Annotated in this window: 24 protein-coding genes; 16 read left to right on the top strand and 8 right to left on the bottom strand. The window is 72.4% G+C overall.

From position 1 onward, the window contains the following. The first annotated feature begins 60 nt into the window (after window positions 1–60). From ACIA5G_RS35250 to ACIA5G_RS35230, 5 genes are read left to right on the top strand one after another with little or no spacing between them, the layout of a single operon-like run. On the top strand, window positions 61–909 hold the full coding sequence (locus ACIA5G_RS35250) for a helix-turn-helix transcriptional regulator (protein WP_395931192.1): 849 nt from the start codon (window positions 61–63) through the stop codon (window positions 907–909). Continuing rightward, window positions 902–1,090, top strand: coding sequence for a DUF397 domain-containing protein (locus ACIA5G_RS35245; RefSeq protein ID WP_395931190.1), 189 nt, complete (start codon window positions 902–904; stop codon window positions 1,088–1,090). The genes ACIA5G_RS35250 and ACIA5G_RS35245 overlap by 8 nt, the downstream gene beginning before the upstream one ends. A 49-nt stretch (window positions 1,091–1,139) precedes the next feature. Then, window positions 1,140–1,889 (top strand): 3-hydroxybutyrate dehydrogenase, encoded by a 750-nt coding sequence (locus ACIA5G_RS35240; RefSeq protein ID WP_395931188.1) that lies wholly within the window; start codon window positions 1,140–1,142, stop codon window positions 1,887–1,889. 42 nt (window positions 1,890–1,931) lie between these two features. Next, on the top strand, window positions 1,932–3,260 hold the full coding sequence (locus tag ACIA5G_RS35235; RefSeq protein ID WP_395931186.1) for an MFS transporter: 1,329 nt from the start codon (window positions 1,932–1,934) through the stop codon (window positions 3,258–3,260). Window position 3,261: 1 nt separating this feature from the next. Then, window positions 3,262–5,133 (top strand): helix-turn-helix domain-containing protein, encoded by a 1,872-nt coding sequence (locus ACIA5G_RS35230; protein ID WP_395931184.1) that lies wholly within the window; start codon window positions 3,262–3,264, stop codon window positions 5,131–5,133. Between the two features lie 143 nt (window positions 5,134–5,276). On the opposite strand, the gene ACIA5G_RS35225 is transcribed toward ACIA5G_RS35230, so the two are convergent. Continuing rightward, entirely contained in the window at window positions 5,277–6,440 is a 1,164-nt protein-coding gene (locus ACIA5G_RS35225; protein ID WP_395931182.1) for an MFS transporter, read from the bottom strand. A 30-nt stretch (window positions 6,441–6,470) separates the two neighbouring features. On the opposite strand from ACIA5G_RS35225, the gene ACIA5G_RS35220 reads away from it, so the two are divergent. From ACIA5G_RS35220 to ACIA5G_RS35210, 3 genes are all read left to right on the top strand, one after another. Then, on the top strand, window positions 6,471–7,532 hold the full coding sequence (locus tag ACIA5G_RS35220; protein ID WP_395931180.1) for a LacI family DNA-binding transcriptional regulator: 1,062 nt from the start codon (window positions 6,471–6,473) through the stop codon (window positions 7,530–7,532). Window positions 7,533–7,604: 72 nt separating this feature from the next. Next, window positions 7,605–7,865 carry a hypothetical protein gene (locus tag ACIA5G_RS35215; RefSeq protein ID WP_395931178.1) on the top strand — a complete coding sequence of 87 codons (261 nt, stop codon included), beginning with the start codon at window positions 7,605–7,607 and terminating at the stop codon, window positions 7,863–7,865. Then, a complete protein-coding gene (locus ACIA5G_RS35210) occupies window positions 7,862–10,078 on the top strand; it encodes a TOMM precursor leader peptide-binding protein (protein WP_395931176.1) in 2,217 nt (738 codons plus the stop codon). Before ACIA5G_RS35215 ends, ACIA5G_RS35210 begins: the two co-directional genes overlap by 4 nt. Window position 10,079: 1 nt before the next feature. Here ACIA5G_RS35210 and ACIA5G_RS35205 read toward each other — a convergent pair whose 3' ends face one another. Then, window positions 10,080–11,291 (bottom strand): alpha/beta hydrolase family esterase, encoded by a 1,212-nt coding sequence (locus ACIA5G_RS35205; RefSeq protein ID WP_395931174.1) that lies wholly within the window; start codon window positions 11,289–11,291, stop codon window positions 10,080–10,082. A gap of 187 nt (window positions 11,292–11,478) precedes the next feature. On the opposite strand from ACIA5G_RS35205, the gene ACIA5G_RS35200 reads away from it, so the two are divergent. Then, window positions 11,479–12,807 carry a 3-hydroxybutyrate oligomer hydrolase family protein gene (locus ACIA5G_RS35200; protein WP_395931354.1) on the top strand — a complete coding sequence of 443 codons (1,329 nt, stop codon included), beginning with the start codon at window positions 11,479–11,481 and terminating at the stop codon, window positions 12,805–12,807. A gap of 11 nt (window positions 12,808–12,818) precedes the next feature. Here ACIA5G_RS35200 and ACIA5G_RS35195 read toward each other — a convergent pair whose 3' ends face one another. Next, entirely contained in the window at window positions 12,819–13,775 is a 957-nt protein-coding gene (locus ACIA5G_RS35195) for a glycoside hydrolase family 6 protein (RefSeq protein ID WP_395931172.1), read from the bottom strand. Window positions 13,776–14,019: 244 nt separating this feature from the next. On the opposite strand from ACIA5G_RS35195, the gene ACIA5G_RS35190 reads away from it, so the two are divergent. Together ACIA5G_RS35190 and ACIA5G_RS35185 are read left to right on the top strand one after the other, a co-directional pair. Beyond that, window positions 14,020–14,490, top strand: coding sequence for a hypothetical protein (locus ACIA5G_RS35190; protein WP_395931170.1), 471 nt, complete (start codon window positions 14,020–14,022; stop codon window positions 14,488–14,490). A gap of 30 nt (window positions 14,491–14,520) precedes the next feature. Further along, window positions 14,521–14,793 carry a hypothetical protein gene (locus tag ACIA5G_RS35185; protein ID WP_395931168.1) on the top strand — a complete coding sequence of 91 codons (273 nt, stop codon included), beginning with the start codon at window positions 14,521–14,523 and terminating at the stop codon, window positions 14,791–14,793. Window positions 14,794–14,796: 3 nt separating this feature from the next. On the opposite strand, the gene ACIA5G_RS35180 is transcribed toward ACIA5G_RS35185, so the two are convergent. The 5 genes from ACIA5G_RS35180 to ACIA5G_RS35160 all read right to left on the bottom strand — a co-directional run bounded on the left by ACIA5G_RS35180 (window position 14,797) and on the right by ACIA5G_RS35160 (window position 19,677). Beyond that, entirely contained in the window at window positions 14,797–16,110 is a 1,314-nt protein-coding gene (locus tag ACIA5G_RS35180; RefSeq protein WP_395931166.1) for a DUF4474 domain-containing protein, read from the bottom strand. After that, window positions 16,107–16,415, bottom strand: a complete 309-nt coding sequence (locus ACIA5G_RS35175) for a hypothetical protein (RefSeq protein ID WP_395931164.1) — start codon at window positions 16,413–16,415, stop codon at window positions 16,107–16,109. Before ACIA5G_RS35175 ends, ACIA5G_RS35180 begins: the two co-directional genes overlap by 4 nt. Before the next feature lie 165 nt (window positions 16,416–16,580). Beyond that, window positions 16,581–17,561 carry a hypothetical protein gene (locus ACIA5G_RS35170; RefSeq protein WP_395931162.1) on the bottom strand — a complete coding sequence of 327 codons (981 nt, stop codon included), beginning with the start codon at window positions 17,559–17,561 and terminating at the stop codon, window positions 16,581–16,583. Further along, window positions 17,558–18,802, bottom strand: a complete 1,245-nt coding sequence (locus tag ACIA5G_RS35165) for an MFS transporter (RefSeq protein WP_395931160.1) — start codon at window positions 18,800–18,802, stop codon at window positions 17,558–17,560. The genes ACIA5G_RS35170 and ACIA5G_RS35165 overlap by 4 nt, the downstream gene beginning before the upstream one ends. Window positions 18,803–18,807: 5 nt before the next feature. Continuing rightward, window positions 18,808–19,677, bottom strand: coding sequence for an alkaline phosphatase family protein (locus ACIA5G_RS35160; protein WP_395931158.1), 870 nt, complete (start codon window positions 19,675–19,677; stop codon window positions 18,808–18,810). Window positions 19,678–19,911: 234 nt separating this feature from the next. Between ACIA5G_RS35160 and ACIA5G_RS35155 the strand changes: the two genes are divergently transcribed. From ACIA5G_RS35155 to ACIA5G_RS35135, 5 genes are read left to right on the top strand one after another with little or no spacing between them, the layout of a single operon-like run. Continuing rightward, window positions 19,912–20,172: a hypothetical protein gene (locus tag ACIA5G_RS35155; RefSeq protein WP_395931156.1), complete on the top strand. Its 261-nt coding sequence runs from the start codon at window positions 19,912–19,914 to the stop codon at window positions 20,170–20,172. Further along, complete coding sequence (locus ACIA5G_RS35150; RefSeq protein ID WP_395931154.1) at window positions 20,169–21,224, top strand: FAD:protein FMN transferase; 1,056 nt, start codon at window positions 20,169–20,171, stop codon at window positions 21,222–21,224. Before ACIA5G_RS35155 ends, ACIA5G_RS35150 begins: the two co-directional genes overlap by 4 nt. Next, a complete protein-coding gene (locus ACIA5G_RS35145) occupies window positions 21,221–21,790 on the top strand; it encodes a ferric reductase-like transmembrane domain-containing protein (RefSeq protein ID WP_395931152.1) in 570 nt (189 codons plus the stop codon). The genes ACIA5G_RS35150 and ACIA5G_RS35145 overlap by 4 nt, the downstream gene beginning before the upstream one ends. Further along, window positions 21,787–22,917: an NADH-ubiquinone oxidoreductase-F iron-sulfur binding region domain-containing protein gene (locus ACIA5G_RS35140; RefSeq protein WP_395931150.1), complete on the top strand. Its 1,131-nt coding sequence runs from the start codon at window positions 21,787–21,789 to the stop codon at window positions 22,915–22,917. Before ACIA5G_RS35145 ends, ACIA5G_RS35140 begins: the two co-directional genes overlap by 4 nt. Then, entirely contained in the window at window positions 22,914–23,108 is a 195-nt protein-coding gene (locus ACIA5G_RS35135) for a ferredoxin (protein WP_395931148.1), read from the top strand. Before ACIA5G_RS35140 ends, ACIA5G_RS35135 begins: the two co-directional genes overlap by 4 nt. Window positions 23,109–23,124: the final 16 nt, after the last annotated feature.

The following is a 23,124-nucleotide window of genomic DNA, read 5'->3' as shown; positions in this document are numbered from 1 at the left end:
CGCGACGGGGGCGGTCGCCGGGCCGGCGGAACTGTCGGACCCCGGTGACAGAATGCGGTCATGGCGACACCCTTCGCGACACCCCGGGCGAGAGCGCTCGGCTTCGGGCTGCGCAAGTGCCGGGAGGACAAGGACGTCGGCGTGCGGCAGCTGGCGAAGCTGGTCGGGGTGCATGCGCAGGAGGTGTCGAACTGGGAGTACGCGAAGCGGGTGCCGCGGGTGGAGCAGGTGGCGCTCGTGATGGGGGTGCTCGTCGTGGAGCCGGGGGAGCGCGCCCGGTTGCTCGAGCTGGCGCGCACGGCGGCGGAGCCGAGCTGGCTGGAGAAGGTGATGCCGGGACGCAAGAACCTGACCTACGTGCAGTACGAGCGCGAGGCGAGCGAGTTGTTCGGGTGGGAGCCGGTGCTGGTTCCCGGGCTGTTGCAGACGCACGCCTACACGCGGGTCGTGCTGACCGGTCTCGGTGTGCCCGGCGAGATGGTCGAGCGGCGGGCCGTGGCCCGGCAGGCGCGGCGGGGCCTGCTCACCGGACCGCAGCCGGTTCCCTTCGAGGCGATCGTGGGCGAGGCCGCGCTGCGGCCGGGGTTCATCGAACCTTCGTTCATGATCGAGCAGCTCCGGCTGCTGGCCGAACTGTCGCGGCGGCCGAACATCTCTCTGCGGGTTCTTCGCGGCAGCCCGAGCTGCCATCCGGGACTGTGCGGACCGTTCGCGATCCTCGACTTCGAGCAGCTGCCGCCGATCGTGTTCGTGGAGCAGTACCGGGCGAGCGCCTACCTCTACGCTGAAGATCAGGTCGCCGACTACCGGGCGGCTGCCAAAACCTTGGCGGCGCTGGCCCTGAGTGAACACGACAGCCGCGTGTTCATCGGGGAGGTGATCGCCGACCTCGGAGGCTCGGATGAGTGAGTGGCGGACTTCCCGCTATTCAGGCAAGGACAACTGCGTGGAAGTGGCGCTCGGCGCCGTGTCGCAAATCCGCGACGCCAAGGACCGCGCGGGCGGCACCCTCATCATCTCCACCCGATCGTGGGACGCCTTCCTCGCCGACCTATGTGCTCCGCGGCCACTGGATCTTCGGAACTTGTAGCCCTCGCGCACATAGCTCGCGACGCGGGTCACGCTTACCGTTCCCGTCCATGACCAGCGATCTGGACGGGCGCACCGCCCTCGTCACCGGCGGGGCCGGCGGTATCGGCCTGGCCTGCGTCCGGGCCCTCGCGGCGGCCGGGGCCAAGGTGCACGTCGTCGACGTGGACGCCGAGCGCGCCGAAGCCGCCGCCACCGAGGTCGGGGGCTGGGCGCACGCCGCCGACCTCACCGACCCCGCGGCGATCGGCCACCTCCCCACCGAGGTCGACGTCCTGGTCAACAACGCCGGGATCCAGCACGTGGCCCCGCTCCAGGACTTCCCGCCCGATGCCTTCACCCGCATCCAGGCGCTGATGGTCACCGCGCCCTTCCTGCTCATCCGTCACACGCTGCCGTCGATGTACGCCCGGGGCTGGGGGCGGATCGTCAACATGTCGAGCGTCCACGGGCTGCGCGCCTCCGCCTACAAGGCCGCGTACGTCGCCGCGAAGCACGGTCTCGAAGGCCTCTCCAAGGTCGCCGCGCTCGAAGGCGCCGAACACGGGGTCACCAGCAACTGCGTGAACCCCGGGTACGTCCGGACCCCGCTGGTCGACGGCCAGATCGACGCGCAGGCGGCCGAGCACGGCATCCCGCGTGAGGACGTCGTCGCCGAGGTCCTCCTCAGGCGCGCCGCGATCAAGAAGCTCATCGAAGCCGACGACGTCGCTTCTCTGGTGACGTGGCTGTGCTCGCCGCACGCCGGCCACGTCACCGGGGCGTCCATCCCGCTCGACGGCGGCTGGACCGCCGCGTAAAGCCGCTCGAAACCCTGACACCACAAGGAAGTGGAGCCCGCAGTGAGTCAACCGAACCGATCGGCGATCGCCAAGATCGTCGGCGCGAGCCTGATCGGCACCACCATCGAGTGGTACGACTTCTTCCTCTACACCTCGGCCGCCGCGCTGGTGTTCAACAAGCTGTTCTTCCCGACGGCGAATCCGCTCACCGGCACGCTGCTGGCGTTCCTGACCTACGCCGTCGGGTTCCTCGCCCGGCCGATCGGCGGTCTCGTCTTCGGCCACTACGGCGACCGGCTGGGCCGCAAGAAGCTCCTGATCGTCAGCCTGGTGCTGATGGGCGGCTCGACCTGCCTGATGGGCGTGCTGCCGACGTACGCGAGTGCGGGCGTCGCGGCTCCGATCCTGCTGACGCTGCTTCGCCTCGTCCAGGGCTTCGCGCTCGGCGGGGAATGGGGTGGTGCGGTCCTGATCGTCTCCGAGCACGGTGACGACCGCCGCCGCGGCTTCTGGGCGAGCTGGCCGCAGTGCGGCGCGCCGGGCGGCAATCTCCTCGCCACTGCCGTGCTGGCGATCCTGTCCGCGACGCAGTCCGACGCGACGTTCATGTCCTGGGGCTGGCGGGTACCGTTCCTGCTCTCCGGGGTGCTGCTGCTGATCGGGCTGTGGATCCGGCTGGCCGTCGCCGAGTCGCCGGTGTTCCTGGCCGCGCAGCGCCAGGCCGAATCGCGCGTCGAGAAGCACGTCCCGGTCGTCGAGGTGTTCCGCAACAGCTGGCGCCAGGTGCTCGTCACGATCGGCGCCCGGATGGCCGAAAACGTCTCTTACTACGTGCTGACGGCGTTCATCCTGGTGTACGTCACGACCGGGCTGCACCTGTCGAAGGGCGTCGGGCTGAGCGCGGTGCTCATCGGCTCGGCCGTGCACTTCGTGACGATCCCGCTGTGGGGCGCGCTGTCCGACCGGGTCGGCCGGCGTCCGGTGTACCTGTTCGGCGCGGTCGGGATGGCGTTGTGGGGCTTCGCGTTCTTCGCGCTGTTGGACACGAAGTCGTCGGCGGTGATCGTGCTGGCCACGACCGTTGGGCTGGTGCTGCACGGCGCGATGTACGGCCCGCAGGCCGCCTTCTTCGCCGAGCAGTTCCCGACCCGGGTGCGCTACACCGGTCTCTCGGTCGGCGGCCAGCTGTCGTCGATCGCCGCCGGGGCCGTCGCCCCGCTGATCGCCGTCGCGCTGTTCTCGGCCTGGGGCAGCACCGTGCCGGTGTCGCTGTACGTCGCGGCGATGTGCCTGATCACGGTGATCGCGCTGCTCGCCGCCCGGGAGACGCGCGGCCAGTCGCTGCACGACGACAGTGTCGAGGCGGAGACGGCGGCCGTTTCGCCCTAGCATGACGGCCGTGACCGCACCCACCGACGCGTTGCGCCGGCTGCTCGACCTGCTCGCCTCCGGGGCGAGCAGCGAGCAGCTGGCGCACGTCGTCGTGGCGGCCCGGGCCGAGGGCGCCCTCGGCCCGGCCGACCTGGGCGCGCTGGCCAGCGCGGGTGAGCTGGCGCTGCGGATCCGCGAGACGCTCGCCGAGCACCGGCGGCGCGAGGCCCAGCTCGTCGCGCTGTTCGACACCGCGAGCGAGCTCGCCGCACTGTCCGATCCGGACACCGTGCTGCGCTCGATCGTCCGGCGGGCGCGGGCGCTGCTCGGGGTCGACGTCTCCTACCTTTCGCTCAACAACGAGGCCGAGAACAAGACCTACGTCCGGGTCAGCGACGGGTCGGTGTCGGCGGAGTTCCAGCAGATCGTGCTGGGCATGGGCGAGGGCCTCGGCGGGCTGGTCGCGCAGACCGCGCGGCCGTACGCGACGTCGGACTACTTCCACGACGACCGGTTCCGGCACACGCGGCACATCGACTCCGGCGTCAAGGACGAAGGCCTGACCGCGATCCTCGGGGTGCCCCTCGCGATCGGCCCGAAGGTGCTGGGCGTGCTGTTCGCGTCCGATCGTGCGGCGCGGGAGTTCAGCGCGGACGAGGTGGCGCTGCTGTCGTCGCTGGCCGACCACGCGGCGATCGCCTTGGACAGCGCGAACCTCCTCGACCAGACGCGCCGCGCCGTCGGCGAGCTCAACGAGGCCAACGCGACGATCCGCGCGCAGAACGAGGCGATGGAACGCGCCGAGGACGCGCACGACCGGCTGACCGACCTCGTGCTGCGCGGCGGCGACCTGCCGGACGTCGCGGCCGCGGTCGCCGGCGTGCTGCACGGCGACCTCACGGTGTACGACCCGGACGGCACGCTGCTGGCGAGTTCGGCGGCACCGGCCCCGATCGACCCGGACGCGCTCGCCGCGGCCCGCGCCACCGGGCGCGCGGTGTCCACAAAGGACAGCTGGGTCTGCGCGGTGCAGGCAGGCCCGGAGCTGCTCGGCAGCCTGGTGCTGGCCGGCCGCGCCGGGCTCACCGACCCCGACCGGCGGCTGTTCGAACGCGCCGGCGTCGTGACGGCGTTGCTGCTGATGCTCCGGCGGTCGGTGGTGCGCGCCGAGGACGAGGTCCGCGGCGAGCTGCTGACCGACCTGCTCACCGCGCCCGACCGCAACCCCCGCGCGCTGCTGGCCCGCGGCCGCCGGCTGGGCATCGACCTGTCCGCGCCGCACGCGGTGCTCGTCGCGCACGCGGACGGCGGATCGCGCCGCCGGGTGGCGAGCGCGGCCGCCCGGCACGCGACGCTGGTCGGGGTGCACGCGGAGGAGGTCGTCCTGCTCGGCGCGGGCGACCCGGACGAGCTGGCCCGCCGGGTGGCGGCCGACCTCGGCTCGGCCACCGGCCGCCCGGTCACGGTGGGCGCCGCCGGTCCGGCGAGCGGGCCGTCGGCGATCGCGGAGGCGCACGCGGAAGCCGCCCGCTGCGTCCGGGCGCTGCTCGCGCTCGGCCGCACCGGCGAAGGCGCGGCGATGGCCGGGCTGGGATTCCTCGGCCAGCTGCTCGGCGCGCACGCGGACCTCGGCGCGTTCGTCCGGCAGACGCTGGGCCCGGTCCTCGACTACGACGAGCGCCGCGGCACGGAGCTGGCGGCGACGCTGCGGGCGTACTTCGCGAACGGTTCGCAGCTCGCGCGCACGAAGGACGTGCTGCACGTCCACGTGAACACGGTGGTGCAGCGGCTGGAGCGGGTGGCGTCGCTGCTGGGGGAGGACTGGCAGGTGCCGGACCGGGCCCTGGAGATCCAGCTGGCGCTGCGGCTGCACCGCCTGCGCGACGCTTGAGCCCGGCGGCAACGCACCCAAGGCCGCTTTGGGTGCGTGGGACGCAACGAAGGCCGCCTTGGGGCGCTGCCGGGATGCACCGAACGCCACATTGGGTGCGTCCAACGCACCCAACGCCACATTGGGTGCATCGCGCTTCCCTCTCAGCGCGCCGAGCCGGGCTTGAACGCCTTCGACCGGCGCACGACCACACTCGCGGCCAGCCCGCATCCCGCCGCGATCACCACCGTGAGCGGGAGCGCGCCGTGGTCGAGGCTGAAGCCGCCGAGTGCGGCCCCCAGCGCGATCCCGATCTGGAACGCCACGATGTACACCGCCGACGCGAGGTCCGGCTGGGTGGTCGCGACCCGCAGCACCGCGGCCTGCAGCACCACGCCGATCCCCGCGGCCGGCGCCGCCCAGAGCACCACCGCGCCGCCGGCCAGGACGCCCGGGCCCGCGACGAGCAGCACGAGCATGCACACGGCGAGGCCGCCGGTGGTCACCAACGCCGTGGCCTGCGGCCGCCCGTCGACGTGGCGGCCGATCAGGACCAGGCCGGCCAGCCCCGCCAGGCCGTGGGCGAAGAGCAGCGTCGACGTCGCCGAGCCGGTAAGGTGGACGTAGTCCGCGATGATCGCCGTGATGTAGGTGAAGGCCGCGAAGTGGCCAGTCACCACGAGCAGCGTCGTCAGGTTCACCGGCCGCAGCGCGCGGTCGGTGACGACGCGCCGGACGGAACCCCGCGCGGGCGGCTCGAGAGGCGGAGTCGGGCCGACCGTGACGCGGATGCCCAGGGCCGCCAGCGCCGCGACCCCCGCCACGACGAGGACCGCGAGCCGCCAGCCGAGCGTCGCGCCGAGCCACGAGCTCAGCGGGAGCCCGAAGAGGAAGGCCAGCGAGTTCCCGGCGAAGACCACCGCCGTGGCCCGGCCACCGCGGCCGGGCCCGAGCAACCGGGCGGCCATCGCCGCGACGACCGCCCAGAACACGCCGTGGCCCAGCGCCGCGACCAGCCGGGCGGCCACCGCGACGCCGTAGTTCGGCGCGACGGCCAGCAGCAGGTTGGACCCGACGACCAGCAGGATCGTGACCAGTGCCGTCGTCCGGCGGTCGTGGCGCGCCGTCCACGCGACCAGCGGCACCACCGAGACCGCGACGACCACCGCGTACCCGGTCATCAGCAGGCCGACCGACGACTCCGCGACGTCCAGCCCGGCCGCGAGCTGGGGCAGCAGCGCCACGGGCAGGTTTTCCGAGGTCACGGAGGCGAAGCAGGCGAGGCTCAACGCGCCGAGCGCGACTCCGGTGCGGGGCACGACGAGCATTGTTTAACGATACACAGCTAAGGTGGGCCCATGTCCAGTCCCGCGCGCGTCACGATGGCCGACGTCGCGCGCCGCTGCGGCGTCTCGGCGATGACCGTGTCGTACTGCTACAACCAGCCGGACCGGGTCGCCCCGGACACCCTGCGCCGGGTCCGCGAAGCCGCCGCCGAGCTGGGCTACCGCGGGCCGGACCCGACCGCACGGTCGCTGCGCCGCCGGCACAACGGCGCGATCGGCGTCGTGCTGGGCGAACACCTCGCGTACGCCTTCGAAGATCCGCAGGCCCGGCGCTTCCTGGCCGGGGTCGCCGAGGTCTGCCGCGAGCGCGGGAGCGGGCTGAACCTGATCCCGACCACCGGGGCGGCCGACGACGTCGAGCGGGTGCGGTCGGCTTCCGTCGACGGGTACATCGTCTGGACGACCGTCGACACCGACCCGGTGCTCGCCGTGGTGACCGGGCTGGGCAAGCCCGTCGCCGTCCACGGCGGCCCCGCCGTGCCCGGGGCCCGGGTGGTCACGATCGACAACCGCGCGTCCGCCCGCGAGCTGGCCGCCCACACTTTTCCGGGCGCGCGGCGGCCGGCCGTGCTCGCTTTTCCCTTCGATCGCGACCGCCGGCCGCGGCTCGAAACCGGTCCCGACCCCGCCGGCGTGGTGTTTCCGGTCACGCGTGAACGCCTTCTCGGCATTTACGACCATTGCCGGGACGCGGGCCGCGATCCGCGCGGGCTGCCGGTCGCGGTGGTCGCCCGCAACGACCGCGAAGAGGCCGCGGCCATGGCCGACGTGCTCTTCGAGACCTGCAATGCGGACGCCGTCGTCGCCATGAGCGACCAGCTCGCCTTCGCCGTTCTCGACGCTGCGCACCGCCGTGGCCTGCACGTTCCCGGCGACGTCGCGGTCGCCGGGTGGGACGACGACCCGGACGCGGGCCGCGCCGGGTTCACCACGATCACCCAGTCGCTCTTCGCGCAGGGCCGTGACTGCGCGTTGATCGCGCTGGGCGAACGAGGGGCGGTCCGGGACGCGGAGTGGACGGCGACGGTGCGAAACAGCACGCGAGAAGCGTCGGAAATGACCGGCTTCCCCTGATCGGCCCTGGTGGCCGGGAAGTATCTCGGCCACGCTTAGCATTGGAGAATCGTCGACATTGAGGGCAGATTCGTGAACGAGTTCAAGAACGCGCTCGGCGCGGCGTTCGGAGTCGAGCCGGTCGAGGTGCCCGGGCTGGTGATCGACCAGCTCGACGGCCGGTCGATTCCCGCTTCGGCCGACGTGAAGGCGTCCATCTGCCGGGCTGAACGGCCGGTGCTGCCCTCGGTCAGCCCGTGTGTGCTGGAACCGCCGCCGGTGGTGATGTCCATCTGCCGGGCCGAGAGCTTCGAGCCGGTCGGGCCGGGTGCGGTGACCACGATCGCCGAGTGACCGATCCGGCGCAGCCGCGGGTCGGCTTCAAACGCCACCTGCGTGCCGTCGTGGTGCCCGGCGACGCGGTGTACGTGCTGTCCGAAGACGGCACGGCCGCGCTGACCGGCCCGCACGTCGAAGCGCTGGCCCCGCTGCTCGACGGGACCCGGGACCTGGCCGCGCTGCGCCGTGAGCTGCCCGAGGACGTGCCCGCCGAGCAGGCTTCCGGAGTGCTGAACCGGCTCGCCGAGGCCGAGGTGATCGGCCTGCGGCCGGTCGCCGCGCCCGACGCGGACCGGGCGGCGCTGGCTTACTGGGACGCCGTGGGCGCCGACGGTGACGCCGACGTCACGGGCTGCCGGGTCGCGCTGATCGGCGCCGACGCCGGGGCGGCCGACACCTTGCGCGCGGCCGGCCTCACCGTGGTCGGCGCCGCCGAAGCGGCCGACCTGTCCGTCGTGCTGTGCAAGGACTACCTCGACCCGCATCTGTCCGAAGTGGACGCCGAGCACCGCGCCACCGGCCGGCCGTGGCTGCCGGCCAAGCCGGTCGGCGCGCGGCTGTGGATCGGCCCGTTCTTCACCCCGGGTGACGGCCCGTGCTGGCACTGCCTCGCCACGCGCCTGTGGGGCAACCGGCCCGCCGAGGCCCACGTGCGCGACACGCTCGGGCTGCCCGGCCCGCTCCCGCGCCCGGAGGTGGCGCTCACGCCGCTGACCGCCGTCGCGCTGAACCTGGTCGCCCTGGAGGCGGTCAAGTGGCTGGCCGGCCGGCGGCACCCGGGCCAGCGTGCACTGTGGACGTTCGACAGCCGCGACCTGACCGGTGAACGGCACGAAGTGCGCGCCCGCCCGCAATGCGGGTCCTGCGGAGACCCCGGCCTGGTGCGCGAGCGAACCCGCCGGCCCGTGACGCTCCAGGCCCGGGCCAAGGCCGACACCGCCGGGGGCGGGCACCGCGCGGTGCCGCCCGAGCAGGTGCTCGAGACCTACCGGCACCTGGTCAGCCCGGTCAGCGGCGTGGTCAAGGAACTGCGCCGCGACCCGCGTGGGCCGGTCTTCTTCAACGCTTTCCGTTCCGGCCCGAACGTCGTGCTGGGGCGGCGCGGCGCCGAGCGGCTGCGCTCGGCGTTGCGGAGCGAGAACGGCGGCAAGGGTGTCACGCCGGTGCAGGCCGAGGTGAGCGCGCTTTGTGAGGCCCTCGAACGCCACAGCGGTTATTTCGACGGTGACGAGGAGCGCGTGCGTGCCGAATTCCGGTCGCTGGGGGACAAGGCGGTGCACCCCGACACCTGTCAGCTGTTCCACGAGCGCCAGTTCGCGGACCGGGCACGCACCAACAACCACCACGGGCCGCTCCAGTTCGTCTGCGAGAAGTTCGACGACAACGCCGTGCTGGACTGGACGCCGGTGTGGTCGCTCACCCGCGGCGAGCACCGGCTGTTCCCCACCGCGCTGCTGTACTTCGGCGCGCCGGGGCCGGCGTCGGTGTTCGCCGACTCCAACGGCAACGCCGCGGGCAGCACCCTGGAAGGCGCGGCGCTGCAAGGGATGCTGGAGATCGTCGAACGTGACGCCGTCGCGCTGTGGTGGTACAACCGCACCCGGCAGCCGGGCATCGACCTGGACGCGGCCGGCGACCCGTGGCTCGCCGAACTGCACGAGGTGTACGCCGGGCTGGGGCGCGAAGTGTGGGCGCTGGACGTGACGTCCGACATCGGGGTGCCCGTGGTGGTCGCGTTGTCGCGGCGCACCGGCGGGCCGAGCGAAGAGATCATGCTGGGGTTCGGCGCGCACCTCGACCCGGCCGTCGCCCTACGGCGCGCGCTGACCGAGCTGAACCAAATGATGCCCGCCGTCCTCGGCGGCGGGCACGGCGACGACCCGGACGCGGTGCGCTGGCTGGCGGAGGCGACGGTGGCGGACCAGCCGCACCTGCTGCCCGACCCGGCGCTCCCGGCGCCCGCCCACGACTACGTGTACTCGCCCGACCTGCTGGCGGACGTCCGAGCGGTGCAGGAGAAGCTCGAACACGCGGGGCTCGAGGTGTTCCTGCTCGACCAGACGCGCCCGGACATCGGCCTGCCGGTGGTCAAGGTGATCGTGCCGGGGATGCGCGGGTTCTGGGCGCGGTTCGCGCCCGGCCGGCTCTACGACGTGCCGGTGCGGCTCGGCCGCCTGGCCGAGCCGACCGCCTACGAAGACCTCAACCCGATGCCGATCTTCCTGTGAGTCAGCACTGCCCGTCGGCGAGCACCCAGTAGCCCGTGGACGTCTCACGCAGCGCGTGCGTGGTGAAGGTGTTCCACAGCCCCATCGCCTGGTTGGAGCCGTTGGCGTAGGTCTGGCCGCTGCTCTGGTGCGCGCGGCCCGCCTGGGTGTGGGCGTAGTTGCTGGCGTTGACGCAGGCGCCCGACGGCGGGGTGGACGTCGTCGTGGTGGTGGTGGTGGTGGTGGTCGGCGGTGTGGTCGTCGTCCCCGATCCCTTGTCCAGCCCGAAGAACACGCCGGTGTAGTAGCTGGAGCAGATCCCGGCGAGGAAGTACGCGCCGGTGCTGCCGCACTGCGTCGCGCCGGTGCCGGGGTCGACCGCGGTGCCGTGCCCCATGCCGGCGATCGAGTACAGCTGCACCTGGTCGCCGTAGGTCGTCAACGTCGTGCCGCCGGGCAGGTTCTGCGTGCTCGACGGCGTCTGCGAGAGGCCGTGCACCGCGGTCCACTGGTCGCGCAGCTCGGTGCCGTTGACCGGGTAGACGGTGTAGTCGCCGGTGCCCTGCCAGATCGCGACGCGCGGCCACGCGCCGGTGTAGCCGGGGTACTGCGCCTTGACCTTCGCCGCCCACTGCGCCGGGGTCAGGTTCTGGTTGTTCTGCTGGCAGTTCGTCGCCTGCGTGACGCTCGTGGCGCACTGCGCGGGCAGCCCGGCGTTGATGCCACCGCCCGCGAAGACGTCCGGGTACGCGGCCAGCAGGTCGGCGGTCATCCCGCCGCCGGCGGAGAGCCCGGTGACGAACACCCGCGAGCGGTCGGAGCCGTGATCGGCAATCGCCTTGTCCACCATGGACTTGACGGACGCGGCCTCGCCGTTGCCGCGGGTGTCGTCGGCGGTGGAGAACCAGTTGAAGCACTTCAGCGAGTTGTTCGCGGTCGACTGCTGGGGGAACACCACCTCGAACCGCCACCGGTCGGCCAGCGCCGGCCAGCCGGAGTGGGCGTAGTAGTCGGCCGCGCTCTGCGTGCAGCCGTGCAGGGCGACGACCACCGGGCGGCCGGTCTCGAGCCCGGCCGGGGTGTAGGTGTACATCGCCAGCGCACCCGGGTTGGCCCCGAACGAGGAGACCTGGACCAGGGACGCCGCGGGCGGATCGGCGGCCGAGGCCATCCCGGCGGTGGTGAGCACGGCGGCGGTGATCGCGGCGAGTCCGGCGAAGGCGAATTTGCGCATGGGAGTCCTTCTCGTCGTTGAGAGGGTTTCCGACGACGTTAAGTCGGTGTCGCGGTTCAGACCATGTGGCCGTCCACCACATCGGGGCGGGAATTCATGGTGGCCGGCGGGATGGCTCCGGCGGCGCGCACCCGCTTGAGTTCCTTCCCACCAAGACCGGAGGTGGACCGTGCGGAGTTGGCTGGCTGTGGTTCTGGCGGGAGCGCTCGCGACAGCGGTGCCCGCATCGGCGTCGGCTTCGGCCGGGCACTGCCGGGTGGCGGTGCCCGGCGCGTCGAAGTCCGTCGCCGTGTGCCTCGACGACCTGACGACCACCGGCACGCTCGTGTCGGGACACACCGTCGAGGCCGACTGGGCAGGCCTGACGTCGGCAGGGCTGCCGGTGCCCGGCCGGGTCCCCGGGGTGCAGGTCGACGGCTACTTCCCGGACACGTCGACGTCGAACACCAACCACGGCTGGAACCACGACGCCCAGTTCGTGCTGCGGATGCCGGACCGCTGGAACGGCGGGCTCGTCGTCTCCGGCTCGCCGGGGACCCGGCGGCAGTACGCCAACGACCGCGCGATCGGCGACCAGGCGCTGGCCGAGGGGTACGCGTTCGCCGCGACCGACAAGGGCAACACCGGCGCGGCGTTCTTCACCGACGGCGTCCGGCCGGGGGACGCGCTGGCGGAGTGGAACACCCGCGTCACGCAGCTGACACTGGCCGCGCGCGGCGCGCTGACGCGGCACTACGGACGCCCGCCGGCGCGGACGCTGGCGGCCGGGCTGTCGAACGGCGGTTACCTCGTGCGGTGGCAGCTGGAGAACCGGCCGTGGCTCTACGACGGCGGCGTCGACTGGGAGGGAACGCTGTGGCGTGCCGATGGGCCGAACTTGTTCACGTTCCTGCCGCCGGCCATGCGGGCGTATCCGGCCTACGCCGCAGGTTCGGCCGAGGCGCACCAGTCCATTTTGGACGCCGGGTTCGCGCCGGGGTCGGAGTTCCTGTGGGACTACCACTACCGCGTCTACTGGGACCTGACCCAGCGGATCTACCGCGAGGAGGTGGATCCTTCGTTCGACGGTTCGCTCGAGGGCGGAACTCCTTTCTGCGCTTCGGGAACGCCGTCGTGTGACGCGGACTATGACTACGCGTCGCGGCCTTCGTCGGTGGCCCGGGCGGTGGAGCGGATCTCGCTGACCGGCCGGATCGGCAAGCCGCTGCTGACGTTGCACGGCACACTCGACACACTCCTGCCGATCACCCGCGACTCCGACGTCTATGACCGGATGATCACTTCGGCCGGCCGTGGCGACCTGCACCGGTACTACCGGGTGGTCGGCGGGAACCACGTCGACGGGCTGGTCGACCAGTACCCGGACCGGCTGCGCCCGCTGGGCCCGTGCTTCCGGACGGCGTTCGACGCCCTCGGCGGCTGGCTGCGCGGCGTGCGCCCGCCGGCCTCGGCGACGATCGCCCGTCCCGCCGGCGCGACCCCGGCGGAACTGGCGAAGTCCTGCTCGCTCGGCTGAGTCTCAAGCGGTCAGTCGCCCTTGATGAGGTGCTGGGCCAGGGCCGGGCTGAACGTGCCCGCCGGGACGTCCTGGCCGTACCCGCAGGTGCCGTCGGAGTCGCCGGGGACCTTGATCCACAGCTGCATCTCCGGGCCGCCGCCGAGCTGGGACGGCGCGCCCAGCTTGCGCTGCGGCGGGTTGCACCACTCCTTGTCGTCACCGTGGCCGTTGCCGTTGCGGCTGCTGTCCACCACGAACGGCGCCGCGTAACCCAGCGCCGTGTCCACCGCCTTGCCGTACGTCGTCGACTCGGCCGTCGTGTAGAAGTTGGACGCGTTGAGCACGAACCCGTGGATCGACTGCACACCCGCCGACTTCAGCCGGGTGGCCATCGTCGACGCGGGGATCCACGTGGCGTTGCCGCCATCCAGGTACGCCCACGTGTTGGGCGCCTTCTCGGCGAACTGGGTCGCGGCGTACTTCAGGAGCTCGGTGCGGGTCGTGCGGGCGGCGTCGGGGAGGCAGTCGAGCTGGGCGAGCGCGTCCGGCTCGATGATCACGATCGCGGGTTTGCCGCCGATGCCGTCGGCGAACGCGGAGATCCACTGGCGGTAGGCCTCGGGGCTGCCCGCGCCGCCGCTCGAGTCGCCGCCGCAGTCGCGGCCGGGGATGTTGTAGGCGACCAGGACCGGCAGCTTGTCGGCGACGTCGGCGGCGTAGGTGAACGTGTCGACCGCCGCGCGGACGTCGCCGCTCCAGTTGCCGAACCAGCGGGCGCCGGGCTTGGTCGCAATGGCCGTCCTGATCGGGCCGGCCAGGCTGTCACCCGGGTGGTCACGGACCCAGGTCGCCGGGTTCGAGTCCGGGTCGACGTAGAAGCCGTTCGTCTTCTCGAGCGGGTTGCCGTCCGCGGCGACGGCGGGGGACGCGGGGGCGAGTCCGGTGAGCGCCAGCGTGGCGGCCACGAGCCAGGTCGAAATGCGCATTCGGGGAGTTTGCCGCGGCGGTGTACACGAGCCGTACAAAAAGAAAGTGAACCGGACGCCGCCGGTGTCCGTACTACCAGGTGAGGGGCTCGTTCAGGCTACCCCAAAACGGGCTCTGACCAGCAGTTCAGCCGCCGGACGGGCCACCTTCGTTCGGCCGCTTGCGGGAGCGTTGCCCGTCGTTCATGATGGAGCTCCGGGGTCCGCGAAACATTCGTTCACGTCGAATACCCAGGTGTCGGCCATGCTTCGGAAGAACCGCAAGTCCGGAAGTGAACGCCATGCTGCTACCCGTCGCCGGGGCCACGTGATGGCCGTCGACCTGCCCGGCCTCGCCATCGTCGCCGGCCTCTTGCTCCCGGCGCTCGCCGCCGCGGCCTGGGCGGTCACGCTCGAACGCCGGCGGCCGCGCGGCGCCCCGGCCGCACCCGACCCGGAGCCGGACTGGACGGTGGCCGGCATCCAGGCCCGCCTCCGCTTCGAGCAGGCCTCGCGGCAGCTGGCCGAGGCGGGGACGATCGCGCTGCCGACGCTGCCGATCCCGGAGCAGCCGGATCGCGACTCCTCACCGGACCGGCTGCCGTGGCGGCTGCCCCGCACGTTCCCGCCGCCTCGCTCACCTTCGGGCCGCGTGCTGGTGCCCCGGCTGGCGTTCGCGGCGCCGGACAACGAGCTGATGCACCGGATCCTCGACGGTCTCCGCAAAATGGACTGAAACCCGGCCCGTTCCGCCTAGGCTGGGGGCATGACCGACTCGAGGCGGGGTGCCGGCGAAACGCCGGAGGAGCTGGCAAGCGCGTTGCAGGACCGGGCCAGGAGCGCCGCCACCACGGCGTTGCGCACGGGCCTGGAGGACATCGAAGGCCGGCACGGCCAGCACGTCGCCGACGAGGTCGCCGCCCTGGTCGATGTGGACGGGGTGTTCGCCGGCCTGACCGCCAAGGCGGCTCCGGCCCGCCGTCGCCAGGACGAAGACGACGACGGGCCGTACGAGTTCAAGCCGGTGGGCTCGCTGTAGGGGTCACTTCCGCCAGTTGTAGCTCAGCGTGGGCGGGTGGTCGGAACCCATCGTGACGGTGAGGTTGTCGTTGGGGTGCGCGGCGGCGTACCGGACCATCTCGTTGTACATCCGGTCGCGCATCGCGACGTCCCGCACTTCGATCGTGGCTCGCTGGGCCAGCGGGAGATCCTCGGCCTTCACGTCCGGGTCGTTGCGGATCGCCAGGTTCCAGAAGTGCTTCTTGTCGGTGCCGTCGGCGCCTTGGCCGTCGTTGGTGAAGTAGACCTGGCCGGTGTCCTTGTTGTAGATCGTCTGGGTCACCTTGATCTGGTCGTCACCCTGGGCGGCGTTGAAGTGCCCGTCGTTGTTCGGCGAGTCGCTGGTGTAGAGGCCGACTTCCCCGCCGAACGCGTGTTCCCCGTACTTGCCCTTCCACAGCTCCAGCCGGTACGTCTTCCCGGTCTCGGGGTCGGTGAACTCCATGTTGTCGCCGTCTTCACCGGTTTCGTCGAGCTTCATCCCGGCGTGCTCGCCGAGCTTGTCGTAGAAGTCCTTCCAGCCCAGGTAGCTCTGCACCGAATGCTCGCCGGTGGTGTAGAAGCCGCCTTCCTCGTTGTACCGGAAGCCGAGGTAGTCGTAGATCTTCTGCGCGACCTCGGGGTTCTGCATGAGCTTGTCCCAGTCCCCGTTCTTCAGGGCCTCCCGCAGCTCCGGGTACTTCTTCAGCAGCGCGAGGAGGCCGGGTATCTCGCGGGCCAGGATCACCCCGATTTCGAGGAGGTTCCGCTTTTCGGAGCCCGCCAGCTCCCAGATCTGGCCCGTCTTGAACCGGAGCTTCTGGCCCTCGATGAGCAGGATCGCGTCATAGGTGGTGGTCACCCGCTCCAGGTCGGCCAGCAGGACGAGGGCCTGGGCCTTGACGGCCTTGTCCTGCGCCCAGGCGACGGCGAGGTCGACCTGGCGGATCCCGAAGCCGTGCCAGCCGTGGTCGAGCTTCTTCTGGAGGCCCTGGGCGTCCGCGCGCTTGTTCCGGGCGTCCTGCTGGGCCTTCGCCAGCGCGTCGCGGATCGTCTCGAACGACTTGGCCGACTCCTCGAGGTCCTGGGCCTGGTCGTCGCGGTTCTTCTTGAACGCTTCCAGCGACGCGAGTGCTGCTTCGCCGGCGCCACCGTGCCAGCCCTCGCTCAGCTGGACACGCACGCTCTCCAGCAGGGCCTTGGTGTCCTTGAGCATTTCCTTGGTGTCCCGGCACGCCCGGGCGCGGTCGTCCAGCTCGGTGGTGCTGCCCTTCTCCACCTGGTCGGCGAGCGCGTAGATCTTGTCGAAGACGCTCACCGGTCGATCCGTCCGAGGCTGCCGTCCAGGCCCTTCAGGAAGGCGTCACGGGCTGCGGAATCGGTGCCGTGGTAGCTCTTCGCGGCGGTCTGGATGCTTTCGACCAGGTATTCGATCTGTTGCTTCCCGGCCTCCAGGTCGTCCTTCCGGGTCGCCAGCCAGACGTCGTAGTCACCGGCGAAGCCGCCGGCCCGGGCCGTGCTCCCGACGTTCGGCGATCCCTCCGCGGAAAGGGTCGGCGGCTTCCCCGCCCCGAGCTTGGCCGCCGCGTTGTTGATGTCCGCGACGTCGACTTCGAAACCCACCGGATTTCCTCCCCGCCGGTCACCCTGGGGCGAGTGACACGTCCTGTCGGCAATGTAACAGCATGCCGCAGGTGGGACGCCGGTGTTCCGCCCTCGGTTCCCCCGGTCAGTGGCCTATACCGGACAGCGCTCAGGAGCTGAGCGTCAAAGCACTTGTCTCCCGGATCAGGCACCCAGGGCCGCGGGGGACTCCGCCTCCGGGATCAGCAGCCGCGCCGCGCCCGAGCCGTCGGCCGGGACCGACCAGACGTCCGCGTGGCCGGGCGCCCGGGGCACGCCGTAGCCGATCGTGTGGTCGTCGAGCCAGGCCGGCTGGTCGTCGACGCTGCGGGTCTCCGCCAGCGGCGTCACCTTCGACGTTGCCAGGTCCAGCACGGACAGCCGCCAGCCCTTCGCCGGGTCACCGTCCACTGCGGACTTGAACGCCACCCGCGTCCCGTCCGGGGACAACGACGGGCACTCGACGTTCTCGCGCAGCGTGCGGACCGTGTGCGCAGCGAAGTCACCCGCGACGAGGTAGCGGTGGCCCGCCGTCGACATCGTCGCGTAGAAGTGGCGGTCGTCGCGGGTGAACGTGACGCCCCAGAAGTTGACGTCGGCCGCCTGGTAGGGCTGCCCGTCGCGCGTCACCGCGTAGTCCTCCAGCGTGCCCGCGAGGTCGCCGGTCGCCGTGTCGAGGATGCCGGCGCGGGTGGAGAACATGCCGCCGTTGTAGGAATCGCCGGTGACGAAGACCGTCCACGCGAGCATCCGGCCGCTCGCCGACACCCGCGCCCGGTTCGGCAGCCCGACCAGGGGGATTTCGCGCTTCGAGCCGAGGCCCGCGTCGAGCACCACCAGCTGGTAGGTGGTCAGGTCGCCGTCCGGGCGCAGGCAGAGCCCGGTGCCGCCGGCGGCGTACACCCGCGTGCACGACAGCGGGGACACCGTCCGCGCGCCGCCGGGGTCCGCCGCCGCGACCGTGGCGACGTGCCCGCGGTCGGCGTCGGCGGTGCTGCGGAACAGCAGCCGTGGGCCGGGGGAGAGGCTCACCGCGCCGGTCGCGGTGACGTCGTGGCTCCGCGCGCTGGCGAACCCGACGTAGGCGACGGCGGCTCCGGCCAGCACGAGCACCCCGGCGATCGCGATCAGGATCCGCGTCTTCATGCGGCCGCCTTCCGGGGGGAGAGCACCACGAACGTCACGCCGATCGCGACCACCGCCGCGCCGGCCGCGACGCCGATCGCGGGCTCCGCACCCCAGAACTGCCACGCCAGTCCGAAGAGGACGGATGAGGCGAAGTAGGCCAGCGCCTGCGCCGTCTGCACCAGCGAAATCCCCGTGGTGCGCAACGCTTCCGGCAGCAGCGGGCCGGCCAGCGCCATCAGGACGCCGTCGGTCGCGGCGTAGAACACGCCGTACAACGCCAGCGAGAGCACGAACAGCGGCCAGCCGGCCACCGGGCCGGCCAGCAGCAGGTAGACGAGCGCCAGCGCGCCGTACCCGCCGAGCACCACCGGCAGCCGCCCGACGCGGTCGGCCAGCGCGCCCAGCGGCGCGGCGAGCAGCAGGTAGCTGAGGTTGGTGCCGACCGCGAGCAGCGGGAACCAGCCGGTGGCGATGTCCTCCTTGTGCTGCAGCAGCAGGTAGACGAACCCGTCGCCGACCGTGGCCAGCCCGAGCACGCAGGCCGCGACCAGCAGCCGCCGCACGCCGTGGCCGCGCAGCAGGGCCGCCGCGGCGCGAGGCGAGACCGGGTCGGCGGCCGCCTTCGGCGTCCGGCGGTCGCGGACGAACAGCACCAGCAGCAGCACGCCGATCGCGGCGACGCAGAAGCTGGTGACGAACACCGCGTCGAACGCCTCGGGATCGGTGGCGCCGACCGCGGCGAGGACGGCGAGCGCGACCAGCGGACCGGCGAACGCGCCGGCGCTGTCCATCGCGCGGTGCACCCCGAACGCCCGCCCGAGCAGCGGTTCGGGGGTCGACAGCGTGATCAGCGCGTCCCGGGGTGCGGTCCGCAGGCCCTTGCCGGCGCGGTCGAGCGTGATCACCGCGCCGATCGCGCCCGCCGACGCGCCCGCCACGAGCAGCCCGAGCTTCATCACCGCGGACAGCGCGTAGCCGGTGCCGGCCACGACCTTGCGCCGCCGGACCCGGTCGGCGACGTACCCGCCGGCGACCCGGAGCAGCGCCGTCGCGCCGGTGTAGAGACCGTCGAACAGGCCGTACGCGGCCGGGCTCAGGTGCAGCCCGAGCACCAGGTAGACCGGCAGGATCGCGGTGACCATCTCCGAGGAGACGTCGGTGACCAGGCTGACGGCGCCGAGGGCGAAGACGTTCGCGCCGACCGCCGAGAGCTTGCCCTTCGCGGCGTGCTCTCGGCGGCCGATGGTGGACAGGTACACGCGGGCTACTGCCAGACGTCGAGGATCGGCGACTTGCTCGCCGCGCCGCCGATGCCCGGCAGGCCGTGGGACGCCTCGATCGTGCGCAGCACGGTGTAGTGGTTGATCGACTCGCTGTAGCTGCCGACCTTGACGTGCGCGCCGGTGAAGCTGGTGAAGATCTGGTTCACCGACGTGCCGCTGTCCTCGTCGAAGGTGGTGATCAGCAGGCTGTTGTGCGTCTTGGCCCACTGGGCGTAGGCGTCGAGGTGGTTCTTCAGCCAGGTGTCGCCGGTGCCGACCGAGCAGTCGTGCATGTCGTTGCACATGTCCGGCGTCACGAAGGCGACGCTCGGCAGCTGCGTGAAGTCGGCCGGGAAGCTCGAGTACCGGACGTTGCTCGCGGCCGGGACGTTCGAGAAGTCCACCCAGCTGTTGTGCTTGCGCCGGTAGGTGCCGCTGGAGCAGCCGGTGTAGCCGTCCGAGGGCATGGCTTCGGAGTAGCCCTTGAACGTCTTGCCCGCGTCGATCAGCTGCCGGCCGAGGTTGGCCTTCGCGCCGAGGTTCGCCGGGCAGGCGTCGTCGGTGACGCCCTGCGTCGCGCCCGAGAAGAGGGCGACGTAGTTGGGCTGGCTCGGGTGCGTGATCGCGAAGGAGTTCGTGAACTTCGCGCTCTGCGAGGCCAGGGTGTTGAAGTAGGGGGCGCTGGAGCTGCCGTTGATCGACGAGTACTTCTTGTTCTCGAACATCACGAGGACGATGTGGTCGAACGCCGGCACGGTGGCCGCGGCCGGCTGCACGGCGGCCTGCTCCTCCGTTCCGGTGACGGCCACGGTGACCGCGCCGGCGGTGACCAGGGCGGCGGCGAACACGGCGAAGATCCGCTTGCGGATCATGGGTCCTCCATCGCTGACGTGGTGGGGCGCCTCATGATGCCCACGGCAGGGGACCGGTGCGTGCCGTGGCGTGGTCCGGCTCGTGAACACCAGGGAACCTCCGGCGGACAAGGGAAAGAGTGGGTGAATCCCTGTCCGGCGTCAACCTCCTTTCGTAGTGTCCACAATGGTCAGTCAGGGGTTTGACAGGTTGTACCCAGGAGGCTCACAGGAGCGGCGCCGAGACTCGATCCCATGGACCCCGAAACGACAGCCCGGACCGCCCGCCGCGAGCACGGCCGCCGCAAGGCCGCGCTGGTCACGGCCACCGCCGCGGTGCTCGGCGCAGCCGCGGCCGGCGCGCTCGGCTTCGGCCTGGCGTCGGCGAACGCCGCCGACGACACCACCCGGACTACCACCACCGACTCGACGAGCTCGCAGGACCAGCTGCAGTCCTCGGACAGCGGAGTCGACTCCGGCTCCGGCAGCGCCCACACCGGCTCGGGTGCGTCATGACGCCGGCGTCAACGGCGTTCCGCGCACTCGGCACCACGGCGGAGGTGCTCGTCACCGACCCGGCGCGGCTGGGCTCGGCGGTCGAGCTGCTGCACGAGGAGCTCGACGCGATCGACCAGGCGTGCAGCCGCTTCCGTGCGGACTCGGAGATCTCCCGGCTGCACGAGGCCGCGGGGTGGGAGGTCCGGGTCGGGCCGCTGCTCGCCGAGGCATTGTCGGCGGCGTTGCGTGCGGCTCGGCTCACCGGTGGGCTGGTGGATCCGACGGTGGGGGCGGCGGTGCGGGCGTTGGGGTACGACCGGGACTTCGCCTTGGTGGCCGGTGAGCCGGCGTCGGCGGGGCGGGCGCGGATCGGCGCTCCGGACTTCGGCAAGGTGGCCGCGGCCGGGCCGGCGCGCACCTTCGCTGCGGTAACCGTACGCGCATCCGGTTCGTCTCAGCTCGTCAGTGAACCGACCGCCGATGGCACCGTCACTCCGCTCTTTCCCGCACCCGGCTGGCACCGCGTCCTCTTCGACCCCGCCCAGCGCCTGGTCGTCCTCCCGCGCGGTGTCCACCTCGACCTCGGCGCGACCGCAAAGGCCCTCGCCGCGGACCGTGCCGCCCACCGCATCCACGCCGTGCTCGGCTGCGGCACCCTCGTCAACCTCGGTGGCGACCTGCGCACCGCGGGGCCCGCGCCCGACGGCGGCTGGCAGGTCGCGCTCGCCGACGACCACGCCGAAGCCGTCGCCCGGCCGGACACCACCGTCGCGCTGCACACCGGTGGTCTCGCCACCTCCGGCACCACCCGGCGGCGCTGGCGCCACGGCGGCCGGACCGTGCACCACATCGTCGACCCGCGCACCGGTGACGTCGCGGAACCGCGCTGGCGCACGGTCACCGTCGCGGCAAAGTCCACTGTGGACGCCAATGCCGCGAGCACCGCGGCGATCGTCCTCGGGGCGGAAGCGCCGGACTGGCTCCGGCAACGAGGGCTGCCCGCGCGGCTCGCCGGGGTCGGCGGCGACGTCGTCCGGACGCCCGGCTGGCCCGAAGAGCAGGCGTCATGAGCTCCGCCGTCTGGTACTTCAGCCGCGCGACCGGCCTGGTGTCGCTGGTGCTGTTCACCGGCGTCGTCGTCCTCGGCGCGCTCGGCGCCGGCCGGTTCGCGACGCGGGGGTGGCCGCGGTTCACCGTCGCCGCGCTGCACCGGAACCTCGCGCTGACCAGCCTCGCGTTCCTCGCGGCGCACATCGTGTCGGCGATCCTCGACGGCTACGTCCCGCTGAGCTGGCTCGACGTCGTCGTCCCGTTCGGCTCGGCCTACCAGCCGCTGTGGGTCGGCTTCGGCGCGGTCGCGATCGACCTGCTGCTCGCGATCGTCGTCACCAGCCTGCTGCGCACGCGCATCCCGGCGAAGGCGTGGCGCGCGGTGCACTGGCTGGCCTACCTGTGCTGGCCGGTCGCGCTGGTGCACGGCTTCGGTATGGCCGAGGACGACGCCGCGTACGGCTGGATCGTCGCCCTCGACGTGCTCTGCGTGCTGGCCGCGCTCGGCGCCGTCGCCTACCGCGCCGCCGGGAAGCACGCCGACACCGAAACCCGCAAGCTCTCGCCGCTGGGAGGCACCCGATGAGCACCCTGCCCCCGCACCGGCTCGACCTGGCCGGTCACCGGCGCCGCAACGGCGTTGTCCCCTGGGTCGCCTACCACGGCGACGGCGGCCGCGACCGGCTGATCGAAGCCGTCGAGGCGGCCGGCCTGCGTGGCCGCGGCGGCGGCGGGTTCCCGACCGCGGTGAAGCTGCGCGCGGCCCGGGCGCGGCGCTCGATCGTCGTCGCGAACGGGTGTGAAGGCGACCCGTTGAGCCAGAAGGACGCGGTGCTGCTCGCGCTGTCCCCGCACCTCGTCTTGGACGGCCTGCAGCTCGCCGCACACGCGATCGGCGCCACCGAAGCCGTGCTGTGCGTCCACGCCGGCAGTCCCGTGCTGCCGAGCGTCGCCGCGGCGCTGGCCGAGCGCGACGACCGGGTGCCGGTGCGGGTCGCCGAAGTCCCGCAGCGGTACGTCGCCAGCGAAGAGACCGCGCTCGTCCACTACCTCACCGCCGGCGACGCGCGCCCGCTCGGCAAGTGGCCGCGGCCCGCCGAACGCGGGGTGCGCGGCCGGCCGACGCTGGTGGACAACGTCGACACCCTGGCGCAGCTCGCGTTGGTGGTCCTCCTCGGCCCGCAGCACTACCGCGCGGCGCGGACGGACCTGGTCACGGTCACCGGCGCGGTCCGGCGGCCCGGCGTCGTCGAAGTCGCCCCGGGCGCTTCGATCGCCGCGACACTGGCCGCGGCGGGCGGGGAGGCCGAGCCGGTGCAGGCGGTGCTCGTCGGTGGTTACGGCGGGACCTGGACGTCGGATCTGCGCGGCGGACTGTCCGGAATCGCTGCGGTGTATGTACTTCCGGCCCGGGCGTGCGGGCCGGCCTACACGGCCGGCGTGCTCGCCTTCCTCGCGGCCGAATCGGCCCGCCAGTGCGGGCCGTGCATGTTCGGCCTGCCGGCCATCGCGGCGGACTTCGCCGAACTGGTCCGCGGCGGCCCGTCGGCAACCCGGCTGGCCCACCGCATCCCGCTGCTGACGGGCCGCGGCGCGTGCGCCCACCCGGACGGCGCCGCCCGCCTCGCCGCATCGGCGCTGCGGACGTTCGACGCGGACGTCGCGGCTCACCTGGCCGGCGGCCGGTGCCGGGTCCTGGAGGGAGTGGCGTGAAGCTTTCGGTGGATCCGATCGGCTGCCGCGCGCACGGGTTGTGCGCCGACCTGCTGCCGGAGTCGGTGCGGCTGGACGAGTGGGGATATCCGGTACTGGCACCGGGTGAGCTGCCGCCGGAACTGCTGGCGGACGCCCGCCGCGCGGTGGCCGCCTGTCCGGCGTTGGCGTTGCGGCTGCGGAAGGATTAGCGGGTCAGCTCCATGC

It is taken from the genome of Amycolatopsis sp. NPDC051758 (assembly GCF_044453095.1).
Classification (GTDB): Bacteria; Actinomycetota; Actinomycetes; order Mycobacteriales; family Pseudonocardiaceae; genus Amycolatopsis.
Note: the sequence above shows the minus strand (reverse complement) of the source record. Positions and strands in the feature narration are given on the sequence as shown.